Origin of the sequence: uncultured Treponema sp., from assembly GCF_946187725.1 — a bacterium.
Classification (GTDB): Bacteria; Spirochaetota; Spirochaetia; order Treponematales; family Treponemataceae; genus Treponema_D.
In genome coordinates this window covers 1-12098 of record NZ_CAMHSK010000056.1, presented here as the reverse complement: position 1 = coordinate 12098, position 12098 = coordinate 1, and the positions used below count along the sequence as shown (strand labels likewise).

At 42.7% G+C, this 12098-nt stretch carries 22 protein-coding genes and 1 pseudogene; all 23 read left to right on the top strand.

Translation table 11 applies throughout. The features are described from left to right. Nucleotides 1-578, top strand: a pseudogene (locus Q0Q74_RS13415) (DNA-directed RNA polymerase subunit beta'); the annotation flags it as partial. Nucleotides 579-765: 187 nt separating this feature from the next. Then, a complete protein-coding gene (gene rpsL / locus Q0Q74_RS13410) occupies nt 766-1140 on the top strand; it encodes a 30S ribosomal protein S12 (RefSeq protein WP_294431640.1) in 375 nt (124 codons plus the stop codon). 19 nt (nt 1141-1159) lie between these two features. Then, nucleotides 1160-1630 carry a 30S ribosomal protein S7 gene (gene rpsG, locus Q0Q74_RS13405; protein ID WP_294431639.1) on the top strand — a complete coding sequence of 157 codons (471 nt, stop codon included), beginning with the start codon at nt 1160-1162 and terminating at the stop codon, nt 1628-1630. 556 nt (nt 1631-2186) lie between these two features. Beyond that, nucleotides 2187-3377, top strand: a complete 1191-nt coding sequence (gene tuf, locus Q0Q74_RS13400; RefSeq protein ID WP_294431638.1) for an elongation factor Tu — start codon at nt 2187-2189, stop codon at nt 3375-3377. A 97-nt stretch (nt 3378-3474) separates the two neighbouring features. Further along, on the top strand, nt 3475-3783 hold the full coding sequence (gene rpsJ, locus Q0Q74_RS13395; RefSeq protein WP_294431636.1) for a 30S ribosomal protein S10: 309 nt from the start codon (nt 3475-3477) through the stop codon (nt 3781-3783). 117 nt (nt 3784-3900) lie between these two features. Further along, entirely contained in the window at nt 3901-4521 is a 621-nt protein-coding gene (gene rplC, locus Q0Q74_RS13390) for a 50S ribosomal protein L3 (RefSeq protein ID WP_294431634.1), read from the top strand. 17 nt (nt 4522-4538) lie between these two features. Then, nucleotides 4539-5204, top strand: a complete 666-nt coding sequence (rplD, locus tag Q0Q74_RS13385) for a 50S ribosomal protein L4 (RefSeq protein WP_294431632.1) — start codon at nt 4539-4541, stop codon at nt 5202-5204. Between the two features lie 2 nt (nt 5205-5206). Further along, complete coding sequence (locus Q0Q74_RS13380; protein WP_294431641.1) at nt 5207-5491, top strand: 50S ribosomal protein L23; 285 nt, start codon at nt 5207-5209, stop codon at nt 5489-5491. A gap of 59 nt (nt 5492-5550) precedes the next feature. Further along, nucleotides 5551-6375 carry a 50S ribosomal protein L2 gene (rplB, locus tag Q0Q74_RS13375; RefSeq protein WP_294431630.1) on the top strand — a complete coding sequence of 275 codons (825 nt, stop codon included), beginning with the start codon at nt 5551-5553 and terminating at the stop codon, nt 6373-6375. Nucleotides 6376-6392: 17 nt separating this feature from the next. Beyond that, nucleotides 6393-6671, top strand: a complete 279-nt coding sequence (gene rpsS / locus Q0Q74_RS13370; RefSeq protein ID WP_184660831.1) for a 30S ribosomal protein S19 — start codon at nt 6393-6395, stop codon at nt 6669-6671. Nucleotides 6672-6682: 11 nt separating this feature from the next. Beyond that, entirely contained in the window at nt 6683-7039 is a 357-nt protein-coding gene (gene rplV, locus Q0Q74_RS13365) for a 50S ribosomal protein L22 (RefSeq protein ID WP_294431626.1), read from the top strand. 1 nt (nt 7040) lies between these two features. Then, nucleotides 7041-7802 (top strand): 30S ribosomal protein S3, encoded by a 762-nt coding sequence (rpsC, locus tag Q0Q74_RS13360; RefSeq protein WP_294431624.1) that lies wholly within the window; start codon nt 7041-7043, stop codon nt 7800-7802. Between the two features lie 5 nt (nt 7803-7807). Continuing rightward, a complete protein-coding gene (gene rplP / locus Q0Q74_RS13355; RefSeq protein WP_294431622.1) occupies nt 7808-8224 on the top strand; it encodes a 50S ribosomal protein L16 in 417 nt (138 codons plus the stop codon). Between the two features lie 10 nt (nt 8225-8234). Continuing rightward, the gene (rpmC, locus tag Q0Q74_RS13350) at nt 8235-8453 is read left to right on the top strand and encodes a 50S ribosomal protein L29 (protein ID WP_294431621.1); all 219 of its coding nucleotides are present in this window, start codon (nt 8235-8237) and stop codon (nt 8451-8453) included. A 10-nt stretch (nt 8454-8463) separates the two neighbouring features. Then, nucleotides 8464-8733: a 30S ribosomal protein S17 gene (gene rpsQ, locus Q0Q74_RS13345; protein ID WP_294431619.1), complete on the top strand. Its 270-nt coding sequence runs from the start codon at nt 8464-8466 to the stop codon at nt 8731-8733. A gap of 18 nt (nt 8734-8751) precedes the next feature. Next, nucleotides 8752-9120, top strand: coding sequence for a 50S ribosomal protein L14 (rplN, locus tag Q0Q74_RS13340; protein WP_184660844.1), 369 nt, complete (start codon nt 8752-8754; stop codon nt 9118-9120). Between the two features lie 13 nt (nt 9121-9133). Beyond that, nucleotides 9134-9448: a 50S ribosomal protein L24 gene (gene rplX, locus Q0Q74_RS13335; protein WP_294431617.1), complete on the top strand. Its 315-nt coding sequence runs from the start codon at nt 9134-9136 to the stop codon at nt 9446-9448. After that, on the top strand, nt 9448-9999 hold the full coding sequence (rplE, locus tag Q0Q74_RS13330) for a 50S ribosomal protein L5 (protein WP_294431615.1): 552 nt from the start codon (nt 9448-9450) through the stop codon (nt 9997-9999). The genes rplX and rplE overlap by 1 nt, the downstream gene beginning before the upstream one ends. Before the next feature lie 9 nt (nt 10000-10008). After that, nucleotides 10009-10194: a type Z 30S ribosomal protein S14 gene (locus Q0Q74_RS13325; RefSeq protein WP_294431612.1), complete on the top strand. Its 186-nt coding sequence runs from the start codon at nt 10009-10011 to the stop codon at nt 10192-10194. A gap of 13 nt (nt 10195-10207) precedes the next feature. Further along, nucleotides 10208-10606: a 30S ribosomal protein S8 gene (gene rpsH, locus Q0Q74_RS13320; RefSeq protein ID WP_294431609.1), complete on the top strand. Its 399-nt coding sequence runs from the start codon at nt 10208-10210 to the stop codon at nt 10604-10606. Nucleotides 10607-10618: 12 nt separating this feature from the next. Continuing rightward, nucleotides 10619-11158, top strand: coding sequence for a 50S ribosomal protein L6 (rplF, locus tag Q0Q74_RS13315; RefSeq protein ID WP_294431608.1), 540 nt, complete (start codon nt 10619-10621; stop codon nt 11156-11158). Between the two features lie 10 nt (nt 11159-11168). Beyond that, a complete protein-coding gene (rplR, locus tag Q0Q74_RS13310) occupies nt 11169-11534 on the top strand; it encodes a 50S ribosomal protein L18 (RefSeq protein ID WP_294431607.1) in 366 nt (121 codons plus the stop codon). 8 nt (nt 11535-11542) lie between these two features. Then, entirely contained in the window at nt 11543-12061 is a 519-nt protein-coding gene (rpsE, locus tag Q0Q74_RS13305; RefSeq protein ID WP_294431606.1) for a 30S ribosomal protein S5, read from the top strand. Nucleotides 12062-12098: the final 37 nt, after the last annotated feature.

Genomic DNA, 12098 nt, shown 5'->3' with positions numbered 1-12098 from the left:
TTATGTCAGAGATCCAGTCGGTTTACTCTGCACAGGGTGTAGCAATCGATGACAAACACATTGGTGTTATCGTTCGACAGATGCTCCGCAAAGTTGAGGTTGTTTCAGTTGGTGATACACGCTTCATCTTCGGTCAGCAGGTTGATAAATATCACTTCCACGAAGAGAACAAACGCGTTGTTTCTGAAGGTGGTCAGCCGGCAGTTGCACGACCTATGTTCCAGGGTATCACGAAGGCTGCTTTGGCAACCGATTCGTTCATCTCTGCTTCTTCATTCCAGGAGACTACACGAGTTCTTACAAACGCAGCAATTTCCGGTTCAACAGACACATTGCACGGCTTGAAAGAGAATGTAATCATCGGTCACATGATTCCAGCCGGAACTGGTATCCGCGATTACCGTGATGTCAAACTGTTTGATGATTCAGACCGTGACCTTGATGTTCAGATGGAAGAAATTGTTCAGCGGCGCCAGGAAGAGCTTAGACTCAAAATGGAAATGGAGCATGCTGTTGTAGAACCTCCGCCAGAGGATGGATACACAAGCATTCTTCAGATGCCGAATAATGGATTCTAATCCTTAAAAATCAACGCCATGCAGAAATCTGTGTGGCGTTTTTTTTATGAATTTTTGAAAAATCATTGAGGAATTCCCTTGAATTCATTTTTTGAATTCTATAAAATATTCAAACCTATCGCATTTTGGGTTTAAATGCGTGGATTTTGTCCGGAGTGCTGACCGGCAAACTAATAGGAGAAAGGCAATGCCTACAATCAATCAACTTATTCGAAAAGGTAGACAGTCTTTGGCAAATACTACAAAAGCTCCTGCTCTTGAGTCTTGCCCACAGAAACGCGGTGTTTGTACTCGTGTTATGACTGTTACACCGAAAAAACCGAACTCAGCTCTCCGAAAGGTAGCTCGTGTTCGCTTGTCAAATGGAATTGAAGTTACTGCATACATTCCAGGTATTGGACACAACTTGCAGGAACACTCAGTTGTTCTTATTCGTGGTGGTCGTGTAAAGGATCTTCCAGGTGTTCGTTATCATATCATCCGTGGTACAAAAGATACTCTCGGTGTTGACGGACGCAAACGCGCTCGCTCTAAGTACGGTGCTAAGAGACCGAAGGCATAATTTTTAAAGGAGAATTACTATGGGAAGACATAAGAAATCAGTAAATCGTCCTATTGTGCCTGATGTAAAATACAATAGCCCGGTTGTTACAAAATTCGTCTCACGCATGATGTTGGACGGAAAAAAAGATACTTGTACTAAAATTGTCTACAAGGCAATGGATCAGCTCAAGGCTAAAACTGACAAAGATCCGCTTGAGGTATTCCTCAAGGCTCTTGACAATGTAAAACCAATGGTAGAGGTTAAATCTCGCCGAGTTGGTGGTGCTACATATCAGGTTCCTTGTGAGATCCGTGATGCACGCAAAGAAGCTCTCGCAATGCGATGGGTAATTGCTGCAGCTCGCTCACGAAGCGGTCATGGTATGGCAGATACACTTGCATCTGAATTGCTTGACGCATTCAACAATACAGGTTCTGCATACAAAAAGAAGGAAGATACACACAAGATGGCAGAAGCAAACAAAGCTTTTGCACACTATCGCTGGTAGTTTTCTTCTATATACAAACTCCTGCTTCGGCGGGAGTTTTTTTGTCTGTATTTATCGGCAGATTATTGAATATTTTTACATTTTCTGCATTTTTTTACTTAATAACTCTTGAACAAAAAACTTAAATGTTATATAAATGAGGAACTTGCAAATTGCCCGTAGTGGGTGTAAATGGTTCTTTGAGATTGTTGGGCGGACTTCAATTTAATTAAGTCCGGCGGTTCCGTAAAGTCAGCAGAAATGCTTTCAGGTTGCCGCACCTCTGTCAAAAAGAATGTTTGGTTTCGCAGAGGTCTTTCCCTAGAGGTTTCTGGATTCCAGACCAGTTATCGAGTTTGCTTGATGATGATTCGGTGGTTCCGGGTGGTGCTTTGAAAATTATGAAGTGCTGGTTATGATTAAAACTTTCCGTATTATCTTCAATCAATTTTATTTAATTAGCAATTAGTGTGTCTGCGAATGTGACTTTTCCGGTTGGAATGGTTCATATTCTGGCTTAAAGTGCAACACATAATTTTTAAACTGCCGAAAAGAAAAATCGGCAAAGGAGAAAAACATGGCAAAGGAGAAGTTCGTACGAACTAAACCTCACATGAATGTTGGTACTATTGGTCACGTTGACCATGGTAAGACAACTTTGTCAGCTGCTATCACTTCATACTGTGCTAAAAAGTATGGTGATAAAGTCCTCAAGTATGACGAAATCGATAACGCTCCAGAGGAAAAAGAGCGTGGTATCACAATCAATACTCGTCACTTGGAGTATCAGTCAGATAAACGCCACTATGCACACATTGACTGCCCGGGACATGCCGACTATGTTAAGAACATGATTACTGGTGCTGCTCAGATGGACGGCGCTATTCTCGTAATCGCTGCTACTGACGGTGTTATGGCACAGACAAAAGAGCACCTCTTGCTCGCTCGCCAGGTAGGCGTTCCAAAGATTATCGTTTTCTTGAACAAAGTTGATCAGCTCGACGGCGATGAAGAAATGCTCATGCTCGTTGAGGAAGATGTAAAAGATACAATTCAGAAATACGGATTCTCTGCTGATACACCAATCATTAAGGGTTCAGCTTTCAAAGCTCTCCAGGATGATGCTTCTGCAGATGATACAAAATGTATCGAAGAGCTTCTTTCTGCAATGGACTCTTGGTTCGACGATCCAGTTCGCGACGATCAGAAACCATTCTTGATGCCAATCGAGGACATCTTCACAATCTCTGGTCGTGGTACTGTAGTTACAGGACGAATCGAGCGCGGCGTAATCAACATGAACGACCCAGTCGAAATCGTTGGTATTCGCCCAACTCAGAACTCAACTGTTACTGGTATCGAAATGTTCCAGAAGACTCTTGATCAGGGTCAGGCTGGCGACAATGTTGGTATCTTGCTCCGTGGTATTGAAAAGAAGGATGTTGTTCGAGGACAGGTTCTCGCAGCTCCTAGCTCAATCCACCCGCACACAAAGTTCGAGGCTCAGATTTATGTTCTTTCAAAGGAAGAAGGTGGACGCCACTCTCCATTCTTCACAGGTTATCGCCCACAGTTCTACTTCCGAACAACTGACATCACAGGTACTGTTGAATTGCCAGCTGGAACAGACATGGTAAAACCAGGCGACAACACTAAGATTGTTGGTGAGCTTATTCACCCAATCGCTATGGACGAAGGTCTCAAACTTGCTATCCGTGAAGGTGGTCGCACGATCGCTTCTGGTCAGGTTACAAAAATCATCGAATAGTCGTTTATTCGGCTAGCGATTCAATAACAGGGAGCTGATTTTCAGCTCTCTGTTTAAATCTAAAATCTAATCATAGATTTAACGGAGTAAAATTAAAATGGCTAACAGCAAAATTCGTGTCAGACTTCGAGCATTTGATGTAGAGCTGATCGATCAGAGTGCAAAAGCCATCGTGCAGACTGTTCAGAAGGCAGGGGCAAAGGTTTCAGGACCAATTCCTCTTCCTACAAGAATCAATAAGGTAACAGTTCTTCGCTCACCGCATGTTAACAAAAAATCACGCGAGCAGTTTGAGATGAGAACACACAAACGCCTTATCGACATCATTGATCCATCTTCAGATGTTATGGATTCATTGATGAAACTTGAATTGCCAGCCGGTGTTGATGTAGAAATTAAACAGTAAGTCTTTAACTGCGTTGCAGCTGGATTACTGTTAAAAAACGGTACGGTTCTGTGGATCCAGAATGGCGGCCGATAAGAGAAGAGGACGGGTGTTTTCTTCTATAGGAGTTATATCAGAATGAAAGGTCTGATTGCTAAAAAAGTAGGAATGACACAGGTATTCGATGAAAACGGAAATCTGACACCAGTAACCGTGATCCAAGTTGAACCGAATACAGTTGTTGCTACAAAGACAAAGGAAGCTCATGGCTATGATGCTGTTGTTCTTGGCATTGAAGATTTGAAAGAATCAAAAGTCAACAAAGCATACAAAGGTCAGTTTCCTGAGAATGTTTCACCGAAGCGTCATCTGAAAGAATTCAGAGACTTCGAGAAAGAAGTTGCAGTTGGAGATCAGATTGGTCTTGAATTGTTTGAGAAAACTGCATTCCTTGATGTTACAGCAACTTCAAAAGGAAAAGGATTCCAGGGCGTTATGAAGCGCTGGGGCTTCCATGGTGGTCGTGCATCTCACGGTTCTAAATTCCATCGTGAAGCTGGTGGTACAGGAAATTGTACTACACCTGGACACAGCATGAAAAATATCAAAATGGCTGGTCGAATGGGATCTGAAAGAGTTACGGTACAGAATCTTAAAATTGTGAAAATCGATCCGGAACTCAAAGTTTTGTTGGTTCGTGGGGCTGTCCCAGGAAATAAAAACTGCACGCTGATTATCAAGTCTGCGGTCAAGAAATAATCGAGGGAATAAGTACAATGGAAAAGAAAGTCTATTCAATCGATGGTAAAGAACTCCGCACAATCAATCTTGATGATAAAGTGTTCGGACTTCCTGTAAACGAAGATGTCATTTACTATGCCATCACAAATGAATTAGCAAATAAGCGCGTAGGAACTGCTTGTACAAAAACTCGTGCTGAAGTTCATGGCTCAAATGCCAAACCGTACAAACAGAAGGGCACTGGTCATGCACGCCGTGGTGACAAAAAGTCTCCAATCAATGTTGGCGGCGGTACAATCTTTGGACCGAAACCACGCGATTACAGCTACTCAATTCCAAAGAAAGAAAAGCGCCTGGCTATGAAATCAATCTTGAGCTTGCAGGCTCAGAGCGACCGTCTTACAGTTGTTGAAGATTTCACAGTTGAGAGCGGAAAAACAAAAGACTTGGTTAAAATCCTTAACAATTTTGCTAAGGATGAACGCACAGTCATTATTTTGAAAGATGATGATGGAAAAATCAAACAGGCTGGACGCAATATCCGCAATTTGCATTTCCTTTCATACAACCGTCTTCGTGCACATGACCTCTTCTACGGAAGAAAGGTTATTCTCCTCGAAGGTGCTGCAAAGAATCTTTCAGAATTCTATAATAAACTTGAAGCTGGAAAAGCTACAGAGAATGTAACGGAGGCTAAATAATGATTGATTTACATGATGTTCTTATTGAGCCAGTTCTTTCTGAGAAAGCTACTGCTTTGCGTGAGCAGAACAAGTATGTTTTCAAAGTAGCTCCTTCTGCTACAAAATTCCAGATTAAGGATGCTGTAGCAAAGCTTTTCAATGTAAAAGTTGTTAACTGCACAACTGTCAATGTTGGTGGCAAGGTAAAACGGGTTCGTGGTAAACCTGGTAGAACTGCCAGCTGGAAAAAGGCAATTGTTCGCCTTGCTCCAGGTGAAACGATTAAAGTTTTTGAAGGCGTATAAGTCTTAAAACTTTCAAGTCGTTATTCGAATTCGTTATATAGAAGATTAAGGGGAACCAGATGGCTCTTAAAGTTTTTAAACCATATTCAGCAGGTACTCGTACCCGTATTGATTTGGTAAGAGAAGAACTGACAACAGATAAACCCGAAAAAACACTGGTATCAGGTCTTAAATCTAATGCTGGTCGTAACTCACAGGGTCGTATTACTGTACGACACCAGGGTGGCGGTCACAAAAGAAGATATCGAGTGATTGATTTCAAGCGTAACAAGCACGGTATTCCTGGAACTGTCAAGACAATTGAATATGATCCAAACCGAAGTGCAAACATTGCTTTGATTGCTTATGCAGATGGCGAAAAACGCTATATCATCGCTCCTAAAGGTCTTGTCGTTGGACAGAAAATTATGGCTGGTGAAAATGCAGCTCCAACAGTAGGAAATGCACTCCCGCTCGAAGCAATTCCAGCAGGTTTCACTATTCATAACATCGAGCTTACACTCGGTCGTGGTGGACAGCTTGTACGCTCTGCAGGTGCAGGTGCTACTGTGCAGGGTAAAGATGGTGAGTATGTTATCGTTCGTCTTCCTTCAGGTGAAACACGAAGAATCCATGGCAAATGCTATGCGACAATCGGTATCGTTGGAAACGAAGAGAGAATGAATGCTCAGCTCGGAAAAGCTGGTCGCAAACGCTGGCTTGGTATTCGCCCAACTGTTCGTGGTATGGCTATGAACCCAGTCGATCATCCGCTTGGTGGTGGTGAAGGCGCTGGTAAGGGACATGTTCCTGTTACTCCATGGGGTCAGCCATGTCGTGGTTACAAAACCCGCAACAAGCGAAAGACTTCTAGTCGGTTCATTATTTCGCGCCGCAAGAAGTAGTTGCATAGGAGTTAACGGTGTCAAGATCTGTTAAAAAAGGACCTTTCATTGAAAAGAGTCTTTATAAGAAAGTTATTGAAATGAACAAAGAGTCAGACAAGAAAATGATTAAAACATATTCTCGCTGCTCTACAATCATTCCAGAAATGGTCGGAAACACAATCAGTGTTTACAATGGCAAGTCATGGATTCCAGTGTATGTTACAGAGAACCTCGTTGGCCACAAGCTTGGCGAGTTTGCTCCAACTCGTACATTCAAGGGTCATGGCGGCTCAGACAAAAAAGCTGGTAAATAAGGGTGGATATTATGGCTGAAAAGAAAGGTTATGTAGCCACTACAAAGTTCCTGATTGCATCACCAACAAAGGTTCGTCCAGTTGCTCGTGTAATCTATAAGAAGTCATGCTCAGATGCTATGGCAATTCTTGAAAATATGCCACAGAAAGGTGCAAAGTTGATTAATGGTACACTTAAATCAGCTGTAGCAAACGCTCTGTTCGCAAACAAGAATCTGGATGAAGATATGCTCTATGTCAAAGAAATTCGCATCGACGAAGGTCCAAGACTCAAGAGAGTTTGGTTCCGCGCTCGCGGTCGTGCTGATCAGCTCTTGAAACGCATGTGTCATATCACCGTCATTGTAGACGAGAAGGCGGGGGAATAAAGTGGGTCAGAAAGTAAATCCGATCGGTTTGCGTCTTGGAATCAACAAGACTTGGCAGTCACGCTGGTATGCTAATCCTCGTGAGTATGCAGACCTTGTTATTGAGGATTTGAAAATCCGCAATATGGTTAAGGCTTTGCCAGAATGCCAGAATGCAGATATTGCAGAAATCGAAATTGTTCGTCATCCGCAGCGTGTTACTATCGTAATCCATACAGCACGCCCAGGTGTAATCATTGGAGTTAAGGGTGCAAACATTGAGAAAATCAGTGCTGAAATCCAGTCTAAACTGACTAAAAAAGTTCAGATTAAGATTAAGGAAATCAAACGCGCTGACATCAATGCATCGCTTATCGCACAGAATATCGGACGCCAGCTTGCAGGTCGCGGTTCATTCCGCAAGGCTCTCAAGCAGGCTTCTGCAAACGCTATGAAAGGCGGCGCACAGGGAATCAAGATTCGCTTGTCAGGTCGTCTCGGCGGAGCAGATATGAAGCGTTCAGAAGAGCATAAAGAGGGACGAGTTCCACTTCACACTCTTCGTGCAGACATCGACTATGGCACATTTGAGGCACATACAACATACGGAAAAATCGGTATTAAAGTATGGGTCTACAATGGCATGAAATATGGTCGTGACCCGCAGGAAGATGCTGGTCAGCTTGTTCGCAAGCCACGCCATGATCGCTCACAGGCTTCTTCTGATGGTGAAAAACCAAGAGCTAAAAAGCCTGCCCGTGCGGCAAATGCTTCAAAGGAGTAAAGTAAATGCTTAGTCCTAAAAGAGTTATTCACCGCAAGGTACAGCGCGGTAGAATTAAAGGTTGCGCAACACGTGCCAACACAATCGACTTCGGCGAAATCGCTCTCGTAGCACTTGAGCCAGTTTGGTTGAGCGCAAAGCACATTGAGGCTGCTCGTGTTGCAATCAATCGTAAGCTTGAACGAAAAGGTAATGTCTGGCTTCGTGTATATCCGGACAAACCGATAACAAAAAAGCCTGCTGATACCCGAATGGGTAAAGGTAAAGGTGCTCCAGAGTTCTGGGCAGCTGTTATTAAGCCAGGCGTAATTTTGTTTGAAGTCGGCGGAATTGATATTAAGCTTGCAGAGCGTGCTCTTGAGCTTGCTGCTAGCAAACTTCCTATCAAAACAAAAATCGCTTTCAAACCAACGAAAGACTAAGGAGTAAGAAATGGCTGATACAAAGAAATCAAAAAAGAATGTAAAAGAACTTTCTTACGCTGAGTTGGTTGCACAGCGAAATGAACTTAAACAGAAATACATGGATCTCCGATTCCAGATGGTAATCGGACATGTAGATAACCCTATGCAGAAGCGTACAATGCGACGCGACATCGCTCGCTTGAATACCTTCATCCGTGCAAAAGAAATTGCCGGAGAAAATAAATAGGAGCTGACCCGTGGCAGAACAGGTTAAGACAAAGGGTGGTAAACGATCTTTTGTTGGGATTGTAACAAGCGACAAAATGGATAAAACCATTGTTGTTTCAATCAACACCAAAAAAATGGATACCCTTTATAAAAAATATGTTACACAGACTAAGAAGTGTAAAGCACACGATGAACAGAACGAAGCTCACATTGGAGATACAGTTCGCATCGTAGAATGCAGTCCAATCAGCAAAGATAAGTGCTGGAGACTTGCAGAAATCATCGAAAGAGCTAAATAAGCTTAAGGAGTTAAAGACATGCTTCAGATGCAATCAAATTTGACAGTTGCCGATAACTCCGGAGCTAAAAGAGCTCAGGTAATCAAGGTACTCGGTGGTTCTCACCGCCGATATGCCGGAATCGGTGATGTTGTTGTAGTAGCAATTAAGGAAGCAATTCCTACTTCTACTATCAAAGAAGGTTCAGTAGAAAAGGCTGTAATCGTTCGTGTTGCGAAAGAATACCGCCGCCCAGATGGAACTTATATCCGCTTCGACGACAATGCTTGCGTTATTGTTGATGCTGACAAGAACCCGAAGGGAAAACGAATTTTTGGACCGGTAGCCCGTGAGCTTCGTGATATGGATTGTATGAAAATCGTATCACTTGCGCCGGAAGTTCTGTAAGGAGAATTGAATAATGAACAAGAAATTCAAAATCCATAAGGATGATACCGTCCAGGTAATTGCAGGAAAAGATAAGGGCAAGCGCGGCACTGTTGTTAGCGTTGTTACTAAAAAAGATGCAGTTATCGTTTCAGGAATCAACATTGTCAAAAAGGCAATGAAAAAACGAAGCCAGCAGGATCAGGGCGGAATCGTCGAGATCGAGGCTCCGTTGAACATCTCTAATGTCGCCCTCGTTTGCAAAAAATGCGGACCGACTAGAGCTGGTTATAAAATCGACGGCGACAAAAAGATTCGTGTCTGCCGTAAATGTGGAGAAGCACTGTAATGGATAATTACGTACCACGGCTTAAGAAAGTCTACAAGGACAAGATCGCCCCAGAGCTCTTCAAAGAGCTCGGTTACACATCCGTTATGCAGATTCCTGCCATCAAAAAGGTAGTAGTCAGCATGGGTGTTGGCGAGGCTCTCACCAACAAGAAACTCCTTGACGCCGCAGTAGCTGATATCACTCAGATTACTGGACAGCATGCTGTAAAGACAAAGGCGAGAAAGAGTATTGCAAACTTCAAGTTGCGTGAGGGAAATGAGGTTGGTGTAATGGTAACATTGCGCGGTAACAATATGTATGAATTTTTGGACCGCCTCATCAATGTTGCATTGCCTCGTGTAAAGGATTTCCGCGGAATCAAGGCTACTGGTTTTGACGGACACGGAAATTTCTCTCTCGGTATTACTGAACAGATTATTTTCCCAGAAATCGACTTTGATAAAATCACAAAGATTGCTGGTATGAATATTTCTATCGTAACAAGTGCAAAAACTGACGCTGAGGCTCGTGCACTTCTTACCAAGTTCAACATGCCGTTTAGGAAGTAGTGAGGAATTATGGCTAAGAAATCATTGGTTATCAAGGCTGCCCGCGAACAGAAATATAAGACACGCGAATACAATCGCTGTCAGATTTGCGGTCGCCCTCGCGGTTATTTGCGCAAGTTTAAGATGTGCCGTATTTGTTTCCGCAAAATGGCAGGTGAAGGCCTTTTGCCAGGCGTAACAAAATCTAGCTGGTAGTGGAGGAATAGAAATGAGTGTATCAGATCCAATCGCAGATATGCTGACTAAGATTCGTAACGCTGTTCAGGTTCGCCACGAGAAAGTTGATGTTCCGACATCAAAACTTAAGTTGGAAATTGTTAAAATCCTGAAAACAGAGGGTTACATTAAAAATTTCAAGAAAGTTCAGGAAGATGGAAAAAACATCATCCGCATTTTCTTGAAATATGATGATTCAAACAATTCGGTAATTCATGGCGTAGAGAAAATCTCTACACCGGGCCGCCGAGTTTATTCTGGTTATAAAGATTTGCCACGAATCTACAATGGCTTGGGAACATTGATTGTTTCTACTTCTGCTGGTGTTACAACTGGTAAGAAAGCAAGCGAAAAAATGGTTGGTGGCGAATTAGTTTGCAAAGTCTGGTAATAGGAGGAAGATATGTCAAAAATTGGTAAACTTCCTGTTGCTATTCCAGCGGGAGTTACAGTTACTGTAAATCCTGGACTTGTTACTGTAAAAGGTCCTAAAGGTGAACTTAAAGAAAAAATCAACAATTTGGTAACTGTTGAAGTTAACGGTTCAGAATTGTTGGTTAAACCAGCAAATGAATCAAAGAATGCCGGTGCAGCTCATGGTTTGTACCGCAATCTCATTCATAACATGGTAGTTGGTGTTACAACTGGATTTTCAAAAACACTTATTATCACTGGTGTCGGTTATCGTGCAGAAGTAAAAGGAAAAGAGCTCGTAATGAACCTCGGATATTCATCTGACTTCATCGCTGTTATTCCTGAAGGTCTTACTGTCACAGCTGATGCTGCAGGTAAAGTTACTATCAGCGGTATTTCAAAGCAGTTGGTAGGTGAATTCAGTGCTCAGCTTCGCAAGTTGCGTGCTCCAGAGCCATATAAGGGCAAAGGAATCCGCTACGAAACTGAAGTTATCAGACGAAAAGTCGGTAAAACCGGCGTTAAATAAGGTGTAACACATGTTCGTTAGAAAAATGAGTGACAAAGCAAGAAAACGCCTGCATCGTAAAATTCACATTCGTAAGTCTATTTACGGAACAGCAGAGAGACCACGCATGACTGTGTATCGAAGCAATACGAATCTTTACGCTCAGGTTATTGATGATGATAAGGGACATACCCTTGCTTCGATTTCCACTTTGGAAAAAGAATTTGCTGACCTTAAGCCAAACACTGAGGGTGCTGCAAAACTTGGTGAAGCATTCGGAAAACGCCTGCAGGACAAAAAGATTACTACTGTAGTCTTTGACCGCAACGGTTATCTGTATCATGGTGTTGTAAAGGCCCTTGCCGATGGAACCCGCAAAGCAGGTATCATTTTCTAGGAGAGTCTATGGAACGCCAGAATAAGTTTGACAAAGATCGCAAAGAGCAGAAAGAGTTTGTTGAGAAGCTCGTAAGACTTAACCGAACTGCTAAAACAGTTAAAGGTGGTCGCCGAATGTCTTTCTCAGCTCTCACTGTTGTAGGCGATGGAAAAGGCCGCGTCGGATACGGATTTGGTAAAGCAAATGATGTATCTGAGGCTATCAGAAAGAGCATTGATAAAGCAAAGCGAAACCTTATGTTCGTTCCTGTAAAGAACGGTACTTTGCCACATGAGATGCTCGGTAACTACAAGAGTTCTTCAATTCTTCTTAAACCAGCTTGTCCAGGAACTGGAATTATTGCTGGTGGTACAGTTCGTGCTATCATGGATGCAATTGGAGCAACCGATGTCATTTCTAAATCATTGGGTTCTTCAAGTCCTGTAAATGTAGTTCGCGCTACATTCAACGCTCTTGAGAATCTTATGGATGCTAAAGAGATTGCTTCTAACAGAGGTAAGTCTCTTCAGGATATGTGGGGTTAATTATGGCTAAGAAAATTAAAATTACTCTCGTAAAGAG